Source organism: Streptomyces sp. NPDC002403 (assembly GCF_053593015.1).
The window spans coordinates 153,647-168,005 of record NZ_JBSFBQ010000009.1 but is presented as its reverse complement, the minus strand read 5'-3'; the positions used below and the strand labels follow the sequence as shown (position 1 = coordinate 168,005).

The window sequence follows — 14,359 nt, the reverse complement described above, 5'->3', positions numbered from 1 at the left end:
CCCGGCGGACGGTGCTCAGACGGTACGGGCGTCCGCCGGCAGGGCTTCGGAGGCGTCCGGGGCGGCCGCGGTCCCTTCGATGTCCGTGAGATCCCGGTGCCTGGTCTCCCTGGCGCAGGCGACCGCCAGCAGGGTGATCAGCGCCGCGGCGATGACGTACAGCGAGATGGGCGTCGAGCTGTCGAAGTCCGCGAGCAGCGCCGTGGCGATGAGCGGCGCCGGGGCACCGGCCGCGACCGATGAGAACTGCGCGCCGATCGACGCACCCGAGTACCGCATCCGGGTCGCGAACATCTCCGAGAAGAAGGCCGCCTGCGGCGCGTACATGGCCCCGTGGAAGATGAGCCCGACGGTGACGGCGAGCAGCACGCTTCCGAAGTTCCGCGTGTCGATCAGCGCGAAGAACGGGAACGTCCACACGCCGACACCGATCGCACCGGCCAGATAGACCGGCTTGCGCCCGACCCGGTCCGACAGGGCGCCCCACATCGGAATGACCGCGAAGTGGACGGCCGAGGCGATGAGCACCGCGTTGAGCGCCGTCTGCTTGCTCAGATCCGCTGCCGTGGTCGCGTAGACGAGCACGAACGCCGTGATGACGTAGTAGCTGATGTTCTCCGCCATCCTGGCGCCCATGGCGATCAGCACATCGCGCCAGTGGTGCCGCAGCACGGAGACGAGCGGCGTCTTCTCGGCCGCCCCGGCAGCGGAGCGGCGCTCCTCGGCCTGCGCGAGCGCGGCCTTGAAGACCGGTGATTCATCGACGGAGAGACGGATCCACAGGCCGACGATCACCAGGACACCGGAGAGCAGGAAGGGGATTCGCCAGCCCCACGCCCCGAAGGCGGACTCCGACATCAGCGCGGTGAGCGCGGACAGCACCCCGGTGGCGAGCAACTGCCCGGCCGGCGCTCCCGTCTGCGGCCAGGAGGCCCAGAAGCCGCGCCGCCGTGCGTCCCCGTGCTCCGACACCAGCAGCACGGCCCCGCCCCACTCGCCTCCGAGCGCGAAGCCCTGCACCAGCCGCAGGACGGTGAGCAGTACGGGGGCGGCGGACCCGACCGTGGCATGCGTCGGCAGCAGCCCGATGGCGAACGTCGCTCCGCCCATCATCAGCAGACTGAGCACCAGCAGTTTCTTGCGGCCGAGCCGGTCGCCGTAGTGCCCGAACACCAGGGCACCGAGCGGCCGTGCGGCGAAGCCGACCGCGTACGTGAGGAAGGACAGGAGCGTTCCGACGAGCGGGTCGGACTCGGGGAAGAACAACTTGTTGAAGACCAGCGCGGCGGCTGACCCGTACAGGAAGAAGTCGTACCACTCGATGGTGGTCCCGATGAGGCTTGCGGCGACGATGCGCCTGAGGTTCGACGGTGCCGGCGGGGAGGTTGCTGGGGCGGCCATGGGTACCACTTCCGGAGGGTGGGCGGGGACGGTTCTGTGTCGCCACACCGTAGGAAGGGGCAGGTCAGGGGCGTATGTGGTGGGACACCATAGTTCTCGGGCCGGGTGTGCGCGGGGCCACTACGACAGACATGTCGAGACTGCTTCGAGGACCGTGTCGAAGGCCGGCAGGTGCCTGTCAGGATTGCGCTGTCAGGCATGGTTCATTGCCCTGGTGCTGACTCCCGTGCTGGTTCGGTGCTGACCTGAGACCGCATGTCAGCACCCCTGTTCACCAGCCGGGCAGCGGCAGCGCATCGGGTCATCGACCACGCCGACGTCTCCCGCGACGACATCACGCCCGTCCTTGCGGAACTCGTGCGCCGGCCCGGCATCCGCCGCCGCATCCTCGAACTCATCTGAGGACCCACCCCCATCGCGGACGCCGTTGCCTGCGCAGTTGCAGTTGCAGCTCCGGGGCGCAGGTTCCGTGGAGTCAGCGTTGCTCGCGGAGATGGCCGTCCCGCACCCGGCCCTGCCTTCTTGGCCCGACGCCCTGCGCTTTTGCCCACAGCGCTGTGCTCCCGGCCGGCCGGCTGCAGAAGATCACCCCACCCAGTCGACGTGACAGTGCCGTTCGCGTCCATGGCGCGGATCGTGTTGGACGGCACCGAAGGCGGCCGACGGCCCCGGAGCCCCCCGGCTCCGCGGCGGCCGGAGCGCTCCCGTCAGCTGCTCCCGGCCCATGCTGACCAGTGGGGCGTGAGCGGGACCCCGAAGTCCGTCAGTTTCTCCAGGACGTAGTTCCTGGTCTCGTCGGTCATGAAGGGGTAGGCCGCGTCGAGCACGTCCAGGTCGTCGAGCAGAAGCTCCAGCACCTGGAACCAGAACGCGTCGTTCAGTGTCGTGTCCGTGCTGCGCAGGCCGAGATCGACGCATGCGAAGCAGCGGCGCAGGAGATCCTCGTGCGCGGACGGACTCCGCAGCGCGGGCATCACCAGCGGGTCGGCGAAACCGTCCCTCAGGAGCGGGAAGAGAAGCACTTCCCCGTCCGCCTCTTCTTCCGCCAGGAGCCGGATGGGCTCCGCCGTCTCGGGCACCGTGTCCAGGAGAATCTCCTGCACGTTCGAACGCGTCATGGCGGACGCCGGCATTCATTCACCTTCTCGATAGAACTGGCAGTGTGAGGCTACAACGCGCCCGGCCTCCCCGCCCCCGCCTCGACGGCTGGGGGCGGGGGCGGGGAGATCAGGCGATACAGGCGTTCGGATTGTCGTCACACGGGGACGACATGCTGCTGTCCGACACCCGGCACGGATCGATCATTCCCTCGAACATCTCCCACAGACCGCCGCCCCAGCCGTGCTCCTCGATCAGGGCCGGTGCCTGGGCCACGGTCAGCGCTCCGCCGGCGATGCCGAATCCCTTGGCGAATCCCCTGACACGCGGTGCTTCGCCCTTCGGAACGGGCCAAGGGCTCTTGCCGCGGATCTCGAACTTCCGGCCGGTGAGATCAGCCATCTCGGGCTCGTTGAGGACCTTGGCACGGTTCTTCGTCAACGTCGCGTGCAGGAGCGGATTCTCCGCCACCATCTTCCCGTAGACGCCGGTGAGATCCTCGGCATTCAGGGCCTTCCACAGTTCGGCCGCTTCGCTCTTGGCCACCTTCATGTCCTCGTCGGAGAGCATGACATCACTGGGCTTGGGCCTGTCCTGCTTCGCCCTCACCCGGGCCTCCCTGTCCTTGCCCATCACGTCTGCCAGTCCGCTCATGGCAGCCCATCCCTTCTCCAGGTGCCACAGCTTCACGGTCGGCTGTCCGTCGTTGAACTCGTTGATCAGAGCCGTCGCGGTCTTGCCGTCACCGAGGCCGCTCAGCACATGCGGCCGGAGATACCGGAGATAGAGGTTCGACAGGATTCCCCGGAGCTTCGCATTCTGCACGTGCGGAGGGCTCGCCCGAGGCTTGTTCAGCCCCGGATTGGGTGCCCGGCGTGCCTGCTGCGCCTCGTACGCCCGCCTGTCCGGGTCGTAGAGACCGGTGGGATCGCTATGGGTGACGGGGTTGTTGCGGCTGTAGGCATAGCCGTTCATCTGCAGGGGGTCGGCAGAGTCCATGACCGGGTCCGCCGAGATGAACCGTTCCGTCGACTGGTCGTACTCACGGGCTCCCAGATGGGTCAGGCCCGTGCCCTTTGGCTCGCGTAATCTTCCCGCCCGCGGTCCTCAGCTCGGTCTCTCCCAGATACAGGACGCTGCCCGAGGGCGTGGACTCCAGGATCCGGTTGCCGTCCGCGTCATAGACATAGGTCGTCGTCACACCGTCGGATGTGATCTGTTCGAGCCGGTTCTCCGGTGTCCACTCCAGGTCCTGCGTCACGTCCGCCAGGTCACGGAGCTTGGTGTTGCCGGCCAGGTCGTAGGTGTAGCGCGCGCCCCGGCCGGCCGGTGTGGAGGTCACGTCGGTGGGGGTGTGCGGCTGGGTTCCGATCGTCGGCGAGGTGCCGTTGCCGGTGACCGTCGTCCCGTAGCCGTAGGCGAGCTTCGTAGCCTTCGTGGGGTCGAGCGGACTGTGCTCGGCCATCCCCACGCGGTTACCGATCACGTCGAAGGTGTAGCGGTCCCAGTAGGACGTCGGGCCCACCGCGACGGATCCGGCGGCCGGACCCGCGGCGGCGAGCGACGCGGCCAGGGCCGGGTCGGGGGACGACGCCCCGGTGTCCTCGGGCGTGTCCGGTGCGTCGGCTACCGGGCCCGAGGCGGGCTCGCCGTCCGTCCTGTTTCCCCACACCGCGCCGCCTGACGCCTTGCAGCCGGTCCCGTTGCCGCACGGCCGCCCCGGGGCAGCCGCTCAGACGGGGTACGCGTGGGTCTGCGTCGCCTTCACCGTGGCCCAGACCTCCGCACCCGGGTGCAGGTCCAGTTCGGCGGCCGCGACCGTGGTGAGATCCGCGGCGAGGGGGAGATCGCCGGTGAGAGCGGCGCGGATCCGGTCGCCGTGGGTCTCCAGGCCGGCGACCTCGCAGTGCCAGACGTTGCGGGCGCTGGACCCGGTGGGGCGGCCGCGGTGGAGGGTGACGGCGCTCGGGGGGAACGCCACGAAGACCGGTCCGGACAGTACCTCCGCGGTGGTGAGGACGGGGCCGGAGTCCAGACGGACCGTGTGGCCGTCCGCCCGGCCCCGGTGGAGATTGAGACCGACGAGCTGCGCGATGTAGTCCGTACGGGGGTGACGGGCGATGTCGGAGGGGCTGCCCTCCTGGACGACCTCGCCGTGCTCGACGACGACCAGCCGGTCGGCGAGAACCATCGCGTCGAGCGGGTCGTGCGTGACGAGCACGGCGACCGCCTCGAACTCGGCCAGGTGGCGGCGGAGTTGGGTGCGCACCTCCAGGCGGGTCCGGGCGTCGAGCGCAGCCAGGGGTTCGTCGAGGAGCAGCAGCCGCGGGCGGGTGGCGAGGGCGCGGGCGAGCGCGACACGCTGCGCCTGGCCGCCGGAGAGCCGCCGGGGCTTGGCGCCGCAGTGATCCGCGAGACCCAGGCGGTCGAGCCACTGGGCGGCCCGCGCCCGCGCCTCCGCCTTGGACGCCCCCTGGCAGCGCGGCCCGAACGCCACATTGTCCAGGGCGGTCAGGTGGGGGAAGAGGAGATAGTCCTGGAAGACGACGCCGACCGGGCGGGACTCCGGCGGCGTACGTTCCAGTGTCGCGCCGTCCAACCGCAGGTGGCCGCCGGTGAGCGGGGTCAGTCCGGCCAGTGCGCGCAGGGCGGTGGTCTTGCCGGCGCCGTTCGGACCGAGCAGGGCGACGACCTCGCCGGGCGCGACGGTCAGTGCCACGTCGAGGCGGAAGGCGCCCCGGTCCACCACGAGTTGGGCGTCGAGCCCTTCGGGGCCGGTGCCGGCACGGAGGTCCTGGGTCTCGGTCATGCGGCGATCGTCCAACGGTCGTGGGTCCCGGTCATCCGGCGGTCATCCAACGGTCGCGCAGCCCGGCCAGCACCGCGACGGACACGGCCAGCAGCACCAGGCTGAGGGCGATCGCCGCCTCCGGGTCGCTCTGCAGAGCGAGGTAGACGGCGAGGGGCATGGTCTGCGTACGCCCGGGGAAGTTGCCGGCGAAGGTGATGGTCGCGCCGAACTCGCCGAGCGCGCGGGCCCACGCCAGCACCGCACCGGCCGCGATGCCCGGCGCGATCAGCGGGAGCGTGACCCGGCGGAACGCGGTGAAGCGGGAGGCGCCCAGGGTGGTCGCCGCCTCCTCGTACCGCGGGTCGGCGGCCCGCAGAGTGCCCTCGACGCTGATGACGAGGAACGGCATCGCCACGAAGGCCTCCGCGACCACGACCCCCGCCGTGGTGAACGGCAGGGTGACGCCGAACCAGGAGTCCAGCCACTTCCCGACGATGCCGTTGCGGCCGAGCGACGTCAGCAGCGCCACACCGCCCACGACCGGCGGCAGGACCAGCGGGAGCGTGACGAGAGCGCGCACGAGGCCGCGACCGCGGAACTCGACCCGGGCCAGCAGCCAGGCCAGCGGCACCCCGATGACCAGACTCACGGCGGTGGCGGCGGTGGCGCAGATCAGGGACAGCCGGAGCGCCTGCCACACCTCGGCGCTGGTCAGCTGCTCGGGCATGCTGCGCCACGGGGCCCGTACGAGCAGGGCGACCAGCGGCACCACCAGGAACGCCAGGCCGATCAGCGCGGGCACGAGCAGAGGCAGCGGTGCGCCGCGGCCACCACCCGCCCGGACCCGCCGACGCCGCGGCCCGCCCCGGAGGGTGCGGGTCACGGCGTCGGACTTCTCGGACGAGGTCACGGCTTCAGGAACCCGGCCCCGGTCAGGACCTTCTGGCCCTCGGTGGACTGCACCAGTGCGATGAACGCCTTGGAGGCGTCCGCGTTGGGGGCGTCCTTGAGCAGGGCGATCGGGTAGTCGTTGACGGCATCGGCCGATTCGGGGAACTCCACGCCCTCCACCTTGTCACCGGCCGCCTTCACATCGGTCTTGTACACGACCGCCGCGTCGGCCTCCTTCAGCTCGACCTTGGTCAGGGCGCTCTTGACGTCCTGCTCGTACGAGACCGGGGTGAGCTTGAGACCGCTGGCGTCCAGGGCCTTCTGGGCAGCGGCCCCGCACGGCACCTCCTTGTCGCAGAGCACGACCTTCAGGCCCGAACCGGTGAGGTCCTTGAGGGAGGAGATCTTGTCGGGGTTGCCCGGCAGCGTGGCGATCTCCAGCTGGTTGCGAACGAAGGTGGCGGGCGTGCCGGAGGCATCGCCGGCATCGGTGACGATCTTCATCGTCTTGGGGCTGGCCGCGGCGAACACATCGGCCGGTGCGCCGCCGGTGATGCTCGCGGCGAGGGAGTCGCTGCCGCCGAAGCTGAAGGTCACCTTCGTACCCGGGTGCTGCTTCTCGAACTCCTTGCCCAGGGTCGTGAAGCTCTCCTTCAGCGAGGCCGCGGCGAACACGGTCACCGTGCCGGACAACTTGTCCGACGAGGAGGCCGGGGCGGAGGAGCCCGGCTTCACCGACGAGGAGTCGTCGGAGGAGGAGCAGGCGCTCAGGGCCAGCAGCGCGGCGGTGCCTGCACCGGCCACCTGCAGGGTCCTGCGGGTCCGGCGCGCGGTACGGGTTGTCACGGGTCCACTCCCTCTGGTCCTGACGGACACATCACATCTTCGGTCTGTCGACGACCACATTGGTCGACTTGACCACGGCAACCGCCGGAACACCTGGCTCCAGCTCCAGTTCCTCAGCCGACTCGCGGCTGACCATCGCCACCACCCGGAACGGCCCGGCCTGGATCTCGACCTGCGCCGACACATCTCCGAGGATCACGTCGGTGACGATGCCGGAGAGGCGGTTGCGGGCCGAGGATCCGGTGGACTCCCGTTCCGTGCGGTGCACCTGCCGGGCGTAGGCCGCGAGGGCCGGCCCGGGGATGATCCGGCGGCCGGCCTCGTCGCGTACGGCGGTGATTTTCCCGCCGTCGACCAGACGCCTCACGGTGTCGGTGCTGACGCCGAGCAAGGCGGCCGCGTCCCCGATCCGGTAGGTGTGCATGCGCTGATGATACTGCCGCAGATGCGAGGGGAAAGTCATCTGTTGCTTCGCATGAGCCGGATCATCGATCTTCGTGGGTTGCATGTGCGTTTGTACAGGACGGGTGTCCGGGTAGGGACCTCGGGGAGGTGGTGGCCCATGAGTCGGTCCCCCGAAACGGCGGACGAGGTGGCGGAACTCTCCCTCGCCGGCGATCTGTCCCGTCCGCTCCGTCTGACCGTGCCCGACCTGCTCGCCTGGCCGCAGCACGAGGCCGACGTCAGCTTCGAGTGCGCCACCAGCGGCATCCAGCACCACCGCTTCACCGGACCGCTCCTGCACGACGTGCTTGCGGCAGCCGGTCCCGCCTTCGATCCCACCCGCCGCAAGGACCGTCTGCGATTCCTGATCGCGGTGTCCGGCGCGGACGGCCACCACGCCCTGCTGTCCTGGGCGGAGATCGATCCCGACTTCGGCCGCGCGCCCGTACTGCTCGCCGCCACCGTCGACGGCACGCCGCTCGACCGCGCCGGCGCGCAGCTCGTCCTGCCCCAGGACCGTTGCGGGGCCCGGCACATCAGCGGCATCAACGAGATTCGCGTGGACGGCCGCTACGCCTCCTGGGCGTGACGCCCCCGCGCCCGCCGGCGTCGGCTCCGCGCCGTCCCCTTCATATGTCCGGACCCTGCCCGCGCGGGAATCCCGTTGCCGGAGGCGATGGGGATGGCTACGGTCGGCCTCATGGCGGATGACGAATCCACGCGCGCTGCCCGGCTGTTGGACGCCCAGGCGAAGGCCGCGCGACTCTTCGCGGAGATCGAGGAGCGCGGGCTGGTCGCACCGGGCGGGGGAGAACGCGAGGTCAGCGATCGGATCCGGGACCTGGCGAACGAACTGTTCGGCACGACCCGGCACTGGCACAAGCGCATCGTGCGCTCCGGGCCGAACACACTGATGCCGTACCGGGAGAACCCACCGGACCGGGTGATCGGCGCGGACGACATCGTGTTCGCCGACTTCGGGCCGATCTTCGAGGAGTACGAGGCCGACTTCGGGCGGACCTTCGTCCTCGGCGACGACCGCGTCAAGCACCGGCTGCAGCAGGACCTGCCGAAGGTGTTCGCGGCGGGCCGCCGCTTCTTCGAGGCCGACCCGGAGATCACGGGCGCACGGCTGTACGCCGAGGTCGAGCGGCTGGCGGCGCAGGCCGGCTGGGAGCTGGGCGGCTGGCATGCAGGCCATCTGGTCGGGGAGTTCCCGCACGAGCGGATCGACGGCGCGGACACGGAGTCGTACATCGCGCCCGCCAACGACACCCCGATGCGCCGCACCGACAAGGCGGGACGCCGCTGCCACTGGATCCTGGAGATCCATCTCGTCGACCGGGAGCGGGAGTTCGGCGGCTTCTACGAGGAACTGCTCACGCTCTGACCCGACGGCGCCGGCCCGCGCAGCGGTCAGACCCGGTCGATGTGCACATTCGTCGACTTGACCCGGGCCGTGGCCTCCATCCCGACCTCCAGCCCCAGCTCCTCCACGGCCTCCCGCGTCAGCAGTGACACCAGCCGGTGCGGGCCGGCCTGGATCTCCACCTGGGCGGCGACGTCGCCGAGCTTCACCGCGGTGACGATCCCGGGGAAGGCATTGCGGACCGAGGTGTACGAGACGTCCTCCTCGCCGCCACCGCCCTTGGCCAGCTCCACGGAGAACTCGGCGAGATCCCTGCCCTCGATGAGCCGCCGTCCGCCCTCGTCCCGATGGGTGGCCACCCGGCCGGCGTCGGCCCAGCGACGTGCGGTGTCGGGGCTCACACCGAGGAGCCGGGCGGCCTGGCCGATTGTGTAGAACTGCATACAGGCCAAGATAGGCCCCTCCATGGATGTCCGGGCCCACCGCACCACCGGCACCACCGGCACCACGGGCATCAGCTCACCGCCGTCGGTCGGCCGGATAGAATCCGATGATGTTCACACTTCGCGCCCGCACACTGGTTTTTGACATCGACGGCACGCTCTGCTTCGACGGACGAACGATCGATGACCGGATTCTCGCCGCGATCGGTGAGTGCGAGCGCGCCGGCCATCATGTGGTCTTCGCCTCCGCCCGTCCTGTCCGAGACCTGCTGCCCGTCCTGGACGGTGCCTTCCCGGCCGCCACACTGATCGGCGGGAACGGGAGCCTCGTCTCGGCCGACGGCCGGGTCCGGGCCCGGGCCGCGTTCGATCCGGCCGGACTCGGCGCACTCATGGACACGGTCGGGAAGTACGAAGCGACGTACCTCGCCGACGGACTCTGGGACTACGCGTACACCGGACCCGCGGACCATCCGATCCGGGGCCGCGTGGACCAGGGCAACCTGGCGAAGATGGTGGACATCGCCGAGCTTTCCGAGGTCGTGAAGTTCCTTGTCGTCGGTGCGTCGGACATGGCGGCACTCGCCGATGCCGGCCGCCGGCTGGGGCTGACGGTCAACCACCATCTCGACGAGGCGATCGTCGACTTCGCGCCGGGCTCCACGACGAAGTGGGAAGCCCTGAGTTCGATGGGGATCGGCGAGTACGTCGCGTTCGGGAACGACATCAACGACTTCGATCTCCTGCGCAACGCGGAGCGGGCGGTGCGCGTCGGCTCGCACCCGGGCCTGGACGACGTCGCCCAGGTCACCGTCGCCGCCGACCCGGAGGCAGTCGCGGGCGAGATCTCACTGTTGGCGGAGGCGGCCCGGGCCGTCGTCCGGGCGGTGTGAGGGACGACCACCGGTCACCGAGCCGAGCGACGCCCGTCGGGAGCACGGGCGTCAGCCGGGGCCGGGCGCCGTGCTGTCCCGCACCACCAGGGTCTTTCGCTTGGATCGGGCCGGCCCGGAAGCCCGACTCCGCCGACCAGTCGCCGCGCACGAGGGACGGCGGCACACGGCCCGCCTCGTGACGGACCGGCACTCGCGCACGGTGGGCAGCGGAATCGCGCGCACCACGGGGGCGCCGGTGCCGAGTGTTTCGCGCAGTTCGCCGATGCCGACACCGGCCATCAGGCTGATCACGACCCCGTCGTCGCCGACCCGGAGCCCTGCGAGAGCCTCGGCGCGGTCCTGGGGGCGGACGGCGAGGACGACCACCTCGGAGTGGTTCGCCACGTCCTGGTTGTCGGCGCAGACCCGGACGGTCGGATACCGCTGGGACAGTTCGGCGGCCGTACGGGCCCCTCGCGGAGACAGGTGGATCCGCGGCGGATCGCCGACGCCGTCGCACAGGCCGTCCACGACGGCCCGGCCGATCTCGCCCACGCCGATGATCCCGATGCCGTCCATGGTTCCTCCCTGTCGTCGCGTTCGTCAGAGGTGTCGGCGCGGTCCGTGACCGCTCACCGGGTTGCGCCCCGGGCCGCCAGGTCCCGGATGCCGCCGAGCACGGTACCGAGGATCCGGTCGAACTCCGCCGCGGACCCGTAGCCGGCCTGGAGGGGCGCGAGGGCGGCCATGGTCGGGTACGTGTCGGCGTCGATCGCGGGGACGCCGGTGTCCTCGCCGCTCTCGCCGCTGAGGACCGCCAGCAGGTATCCGTTGAGGAAGCCGAACAGCGTCATCGGCGCGTCCGCGACCACCTGTTCGGGCAGGCCGGCCTCACGCATCGCGGTGACCAGCCGCTCCAGCGCGCTGAGGGCCACCGGCGAGGTCTGGGCGCGCGTCGCCAGCAGCGGGAACACCCGGGGGTGCCGGTGGGCCATCTCCCGGTAGCCGTGCGCCGTTCGGCGGGCGATCTCCTCCCAGTCGCGCGACGTGTCGTCCGTCGCGGCGGCCACCTCGGCGAGCACGGCCTCGGAGACCGCGTCCAGCAGCGCCGCCTTGCCCTTGATGTGGTGGTAGATCGACATCGGGTCGACCCCGAGCTCCTCCGCGAGGCGCCGTACCCCGAAGCGCTCCAGGCCGTCGCGGTCGACGAGCGCGACGGCGGCGCCGGCGATGCGTTCGCGGCTGAGCCCCGCCGCGGTGCCCTGTGTTCGTCTGGCCACGTCCTGCTCCCTGCCCCTTCGTACGTCCCGTCCTTTGCTGAACCTACACCGTAGATTGCGTGGTGTGAGGGGGAACCCGCGGTGGAGGGGAACGAGGAGGGGACCGTCATGGCACGCCGGTCCGACCGGGGCCGGGGCGCTCACGGGCGCCCCGGCCGTCGGGCATCCGCCGTCAGGACACGGACAGCTCCGCCCGTACCGTACGGGCAGCGGAGACCAGGTTCTCCAGGGATGCCCTGGTCTCGGGCCAGCCGCGGGTCTTCAGACCGCAGTCGGGGTTGACCCACAGCCGTTCGGCGGGAATGGCCTTCAGGCCCTTGCGGAGAAGGGCGGCGGCCTCGTCCGCACCGGGCACGCGCGGGGAGTGGATGTCGTATACACCGGGTCCGGCTTCGCGCGGGTAGCCGTGCGCGGCGAGTTCGCGGGCGACCTGCATGTGGGAGCGGGCGGCCTCCAGGCTGATGACATCGGCATCGAGGTCGTCGATGGCCTGGACGATGTCGCCGAACTCGGCGTAGCACATGTGGGTGTGGATCTGGGTGTCCGGACGTACTCCGCTGGTGGTGAGACGGAACGAGCCGGTGGCCCATTCCAGGTATGCGGCGCGGTCCGATGCGCGCAGCGGAAGGGTCTCGCGCAGGGCGGGTTCGTCGACCTGGATGACCGATGTGCCACTGGCCTCCAGGTCCCCGACCTCGTCGCGCAGGGCGAGGGCGACCTGCCGGGCGGTGTCGCCGAGCGGCTGGTCGTCGCGGATGAAGGACCAGGCCAGCATGGTGACGGGCCCGGTCAGCATGCCCTTGACCGGACGGTCGGTGAGCGACTGGGCGTACGAGGTCCAGCGCACCGTCATCGGTGCGGGGCGGGAGATGTCGCCGGCCAGGATCGGCGGGCGGACATAGCGGGTGCCGTAGGACTGGACCCAGCCGTGCCGGGTGGCGAGGTAGCCGGTGAGCTGTTCGGCGAAGTACTGGACCATGTCGTTGCGTTCGGGCTCGCCGTGCACCAGGACGTCGATGCCGGCCTTCTCCTGGAAGGCGACGACCTCGCCGATCTCGGCCCTGATCCGCTCCTCGTATCCGGCCGTGTCGATCCGGCCCGCGCGCAGACCGGCACGGGCCGCGCGCAGCTCGTCGGTCTGCGGGAAGGACCCGATGGTGGTCGTGGGCAGCAACGGCAGCCTGAGGTGGGCACGTTGGGCGGCGGCGCGCTCGGTGTACGGCTGGGAGCGGCGGCCGTCGGCGGCGGTGACGGCGGCGGCCCTGGCCCGTACGGCGGGGTCGTGGGTGAGGGGGGAGTGCGCGCGTGAGGCGAGGTCGGCGCGGTTGGCGGTGATCTCGGCGCTGATCGCGCCGGTGCCGCGAGCCAGGCCCTTCGCCAGGGTGACGACCTCGGTGGCCTTCTGCTCGGCGAAGGCGAGCCAGCGAAGGATCCGCGGGTCGATGTCCCTCTCCGGCGCCGTGTCGAGGGGGACGTGCAGCAGGGAGCAGGAGGCGGCCACGTCGACCCGGCCCGCGAGACCGAGGAGTGTGGCGAGGGTGGCCAGCGACTTCTCGTAGTCGTTGATCCAGATGTTGCGGCCGTTGACGACGCCCGCGACGAGCCGCTTGCCGGGCAGCCCGCCGACGGCGGCGAGGTCTGCGAGGTTGCCCGCGGCACCATCGGTGAAGTCCAGCGCCAGGCCGTCGACCGGGGTCTTCGCCAGGACGGGGAGCGCCTCGCCGAGCCGGTCGAAGTAGGTGGCGACGAGCAGCTTGGGCCGGTCGGTCAGGCCGCCGAGTTCACGATAGGCGCGGGCGGCGACGTTCAGTTCGGCCCGCGTCCGGTCCTGGACCAGTGCGGGCTCGTCGAGCTGGACCCACTCCGCCCCGGCGGCACGCAGATCGGCGAGCACCTCCGCGTAGACCGGCAGCAGCCGGTCCAGCAGGGTGAGCGGTTCGAAGCCGGCCGCCACCCCGGGGGCGGGCTTGGCGAGCAGGAGGTACGTGACGGGGCCGACCAGCACGGGGCGGGCGGTGTGCCCGAGTGCGAGGGCCTCCTTCAGCTCGGTGACCTGCTTGGTGGAGTCGGTGGTGAAGACGGTGTCCGGGCCGAGTTCGGGGACGAGGTAGTGGTAGTTGGTGTCGAACCACTTGGTCATCTCCAGCGGCGCCACGTCCTGGGTGCCGCGGGCCATCGCGAAGTACCCGTCGAGCGCGTCGGCGGCGACGGCCGCCCGATGCCGCCGGGGGACGGCGCCGACCATGACACTGGTGTCCAGGACGTGGTCGTAGTACGAGAAGTCGCCGGTGGGCACCTCGTGGACACCGGCGTCCGTCAATCGCCGCCAGTTGGACCGGCGCAGGCCGGCTGCCGTCTCCCGGAGGGCGTCGGCGGTGACCCGGCCCTTCCAGTAGCCCTCGACGGCCTTCTTCAGTTCCCGGTCCGGGCCCTGACGGGGGTAGCCGTACACGGTGGCGCGTGCGGTCGCGGGTTCTGCTGTCACGGAAATCTCCTTCGCGAGATGACTCCTTGAGATCCCGGTGAGGGGACACGGACGCGAAGGAATGACGAACCGGACGGATCCCCCGCACGCCATGTGCGCGGTCCTCCGACCGATATGCACGCCGACCCGCCCACGAGGTCACCGGGATATCCGCACACGAGGGGTCGCGTGCGGGCAACAGGCAGGTCTTCGGACTCGCGGGCACATCTGCCGGGGCAGATTCCTACTGGCCGTCGCTTCCCGGATCCGACCGGATCCAGTGCGTATGACGGCGGTCGTTCCCGCTCACCGCTGCGGGGCAGTCCCGGATTCCCACCGGGTTCCCTCTTACGACGCGCCTGTCTGGCGGACAGGGCGAACCAGCTGCACAGGCCAGACTAGAGGGTGAACCGGTCCCGGGGGCACCGCTGTTCACATCCCGGAACGTGACACCCGG

The 14,359-nt window shown here is 70.8% G+C and carries 16 protein-coding genes and 1 riboswitch; of the genes, 4 read left to right on the top strand and 12 right to left on the bottom strand.

From position 1 onward, the window contains the following. Positions 1 to 15 precede the first annotated feature (15 nt). Positions 16 to 1,401 carry an MFS transporter gene (locus ACWCPY_RS13835; protein ID WP_451264524.1) on the bottom strand — a complete coding sequence of 462 codons (1,386 nt, stop codon included), beginning with the start codon at positions 1,399 to 1,401 and terminating at the stop codon, positions 16 to 18. Positions 1,402 to 1,656: 255 nt separating this feature from the next. Here ACWCPY_RS13835 and ACWCPY_RS13830 point away from each other — a divergent pair, with 255 nt between their 5' ends. Beyond that, positions 1,657 to 1,803, top strand: a complete 147-nt coding sequence (locus ACWCPY_RS13830) for a hypothetical protein (RefSeq protein WP_451264522.1) — start codon at positions 1,657 to 1,659, stop codon at positions 1,801 to 1,803. A gap of 305 nt (positions 1,804 to 2,108) precedes the next feature. Here the strand turns inward: ACWCPY_RS13830 and ACWCPY_RS13825 are convergent, their stop codons facing one another. From ACWCPY_RS13825 to ACWCPY_RS13795, 7 genes are all read right to left on the bottom strand, one after another. After that, positions 2,109 to 2,519: a hypothetical protein gene (locus tag ACWCPY_RS13825; protein WP_451264520.1), complete on the bottom strand. Its 411-nt coding sequence runs from the start codon at positions 2,517 to 2,519 to the stop codon at positions 2,109 to 2,111. A gap of 109 nt (positions 2,520 to 2,628) precedes the next feature. Further along, entirely contained in the window at positions 2,629 to 3,516 is an 888-nt protein-coding gene (locus ACWCPY_RS13820) for a hypothetical protein (protein ID WP_451264637.1), read from the bottom strand. Positions 3,517 to 3,541: 25 nt separating this feature from the next. Next, positions 3,542 to 4,171, bottom strand: a complete 630-nt coding sequence (locus ACWCPY_RS13815) for a hypothetical protein (RefSeq protein ID WP_451264518.1) — start codon at positions 4,169 to 4,171, stop codon at positions 3,542 to 3,544. Between the two features lie 60 nt (positions 4,172 to 4,231). Continuing rightward, on the bottom strand, positions 4,232 to 5,308 hold the full coding sequence (locus ACWCPY_RS13810; protein ID WP_451264516.1) for an ABC transporter ATP-binding protein: 1,077 nt from the start codon (positions 5,306 to 5,308) through the stop codon (positions 4,232 to 4,234). A gap of 31 nt (positions 5,309 to 5,339) precedes the next feature. Further along, positions 5,340 to 6,200: a molybdate ABC transporter permease subunit gene (gene modB, locus ACWCPY_RS13805; protein ID WP_451264514.1), complete on the bottom strand. Its 861-nt coding sequence runs from the start codon at positions 6,198 to 6,200 to the stop codon at positions 5,340 to 5,342. Continuing rightward, a complete protein-coding gene (gene modA, locus ACWCPY_RS13800; protein ID WP_451264512.1) occupies positions 6,197 to 7,027 on the bottom strand; it encodes a molybdate ABC transporter substrate-binding protein in 831 nt (276 codons plus the stop codon). The genes modB and modA overlap by 4 nt, the downstream gene beginning before the upstream one ends. 31 nt (positions 7,028 to 7,058) lie before the next feature. Then, positions 7,059 to 7,451 carry a TOBE domain-containing protein gene (locus ACWCPY_RS13795; RefSeq protein ID WP_451264510.1) on the bottom strand — a complete coding sequence of 131 codons (393 nt, stop codon included), beginning with the start codon at positions 7,449 to 7,451 and terminating at the stop codon, positions 7,059 to 7,061. A gap of 138 nt (positions 7,452 to 7,589) precedes the next feature. On the opposite strand from ACWCPY_RS13795, the gene ACWCPY_RS13790 reads away from it, so the two are divergent. Both ACWCPY_RS13790 and ACWCPY_RS13785 read left to right on the top strand, forming a co-directional pair. Beyond that, positions 7,590 to 8,060 carry a molybdopterin-dependent oxidoreductase gene (locus tag ACWCPY_RS13790; RefSeq protein ID WP_451264508.1) on the top strand — a complete coding sequence of 157 codons (471 nt, stop codon included), beginning with the start codon at positions 7,590 to 7,592 and terminating at the stop codon, positions 8,058 to 8,060. 111 nt (positions 8,061 to 8,171) lie between these two features. After that, positions 8,172 to 8,861 carry a M24 family metallopeptidase gene (locus ACWCPY_RS13785; protein ID WP_451264506.1) on the top strand — a complete coding sequence of 230 codons (690 nt, stop codon included), beginning with the start codon at positions 8,172 to 8,174 and terminating at the stop codon, positions 8,859 to 8,861. A 26-nt stretch (positions 8,862 to 8,887) separates the two neighbouring features. Here ACWCPY_RS13785 and ACWCPY_RS13780 read toward each other — a convergent pair whose 3' ends face one another. Then, positions 8,888 to 9,283 carry a TOBE domain-containing protein gene (locus ACWCPY_RS13780; protein ID WP_451264504.1) on the bottom strand — a complete coding sequence of 132 codons (396 nt, stop codon included), beginning with the start codon at positions 9,281 to 9,283 and terminating at the stop codon, positions 8,888 to 8,890. Between the two features lie 110 nt (positions 9,284 to 9,393). Between ACWCPY_RS13780 and ACWCPY_RS13775 the strand changes: the two genes are divergently transcribed. Next, on the top strand, positions 9,394 to 10,176 hold the full coding sequence (locus ACWCPY_RS13775) for an HAD hydrolase family protein (protein ID WP_451264502.1): 783 nt from the start codon (positions 9,394 to 9,396) through the stop codon (positions 10,174 to 10,176). 51 nt (positions 10,177 to 10,227) lie between these two features. On the opposite strand, the gene ACWCPY_RS13770 is transcribed toward ACWCPY_RS13775, so the two are convergent. From ACWCPY_RS13770 to metE, 3 genes are all read right to left on the bottom strand, one after another. After that, positions 10,228 to 10,737: an NAD(P)-binding domain-containing protein gene (locus ACWCPY_RS13770; protein WP_451264500.1), complete on the bottom strand. Its 510-nt coding sequence runs from the start codon at positions 10,735 to 10,737 to the stop codon at positions 10,228 to 10,230. A 53-nt stretch (positions 10,738 to 10,790) separates the two neighbouring features. Continuing rightward, the gene (locus ACWCPY_RS13765; RefSeq protein ID WP_451264498.1) at positions 10,791 to 11,438 is read right to left on the bottom strand and encodes a TetR/AcrR family transcriptional regulator; all 648 of its coding nucleotides are present in this window, start codon (positions 11,436 to 11,438) and stop codon (positions 10,791 to 10,793) included. A 172-nt stretch (positions 11,439 to 11,610) separates the two neighbouring features. Continuing rightward, positions 11,611 to 13,923 carry a 5-methyltetrahydropteroyltriglutamate--homocysteine S-methyltransferase gene (gene metE / locus ACWCPY_RS13760; protein ID WP_451264496.1) on the bottom strand — a complete coding sequence of 771 codons (2,313 nt, stop codon included), beginning with the start codon at positions 13,921 to 13,923 and terminating at the stop codon, positions 11,611 to 11,613. Positions 13,924 to 14,086: 163 nt separating this feature from the next. Beyond that, positions 14,087 to 14,302: riboswitch (cobalamin riboswitch) on the bottom strand. Between the last annotated feature and the right edge of the window lie 57 nt (positions 14,303 to 14,359).

What these genes read in the sequence shown, in the direction of transcription:
- ACWCPY_RS13785 (WP_451264506.1), top strand. Translation starts at nt 8,172, where the DNA reads ATGGCGGATGACGAATCCACGCGCGCTGCCCGGCTGTTGGACGCCCAG.
- ACWCPY_RS13790 (WP_451264508.1), top strand. Translation starts at nt 7,590, where the DNA reads ATGAGTCGGTCCCCCGAAACGGCGGACGAGGTGGCGGAACTCTCCCTC.
- ACWCPY_RS13830 (WP_451264522.1), top strand. Translation starts at nt 1,657, where the DNA reads ATGTCAGCACCCCTGTTCACCAGCCGGGCAGCGGCAGCGCATCGGGTC.
- ACWCPY_RS13810 (WP_451264516.1), bottom strand. Translation starts at nt 5,308, where the DNA reads ATGACCGAGACCCAGGACCTCCGTGCCGGCACCGGCCCCGAAGGGCTC.
- ACWCPY_RS13825 (WP_451264520.1), bottom strand. Translation starts at nt 2,519, where the DNA reads ATGACGCGTTCGAACGTGCAGGAGATTCTCCTGGACACGGTGCCCGAG.
- ACWCPY_RS13770 (WP_451264500.1), bottom strand. Translation starts at nt 10,737, where the DNA reads ATGGACGGCATCGGGATCATCGGCGTGGGCGAGATCGGCCGGGCCGTC.
- ACWCPY_RS13780 (WP_451264504.1), bottom strand. Translation starts at nt 9,283, where the DNA reads ATGCAGTTCTACACAATCGGCCAGGCCGCCCGGCTCCTCGGTGTGAGC.
- ACWCPY_RS13835 (WP_451264524.1), bottom strand. Translation starts at nt 1,401, where the DNA reads ATGGCCGCCCCAGCAACCTCCCCGCCGGCACCGTCGAACCTCAGGCGC.
- ACWCPY_RS13795 (WP_451264510.1), bottom strand. Translation starts at nt 7,451, where the DNA reads ATGCACACCTACCGGATCGGGGACGCGGCCGCCTTGCTCGGCGTCAGC.
- ACWCPY_RS13775 (WP_451264502.1), top strand. Translation starts at nt 9,394, where the DNA reads ATGTTCACACTTCGCGCCCGCACACTGGTTTTTGACATCGACGGCACG.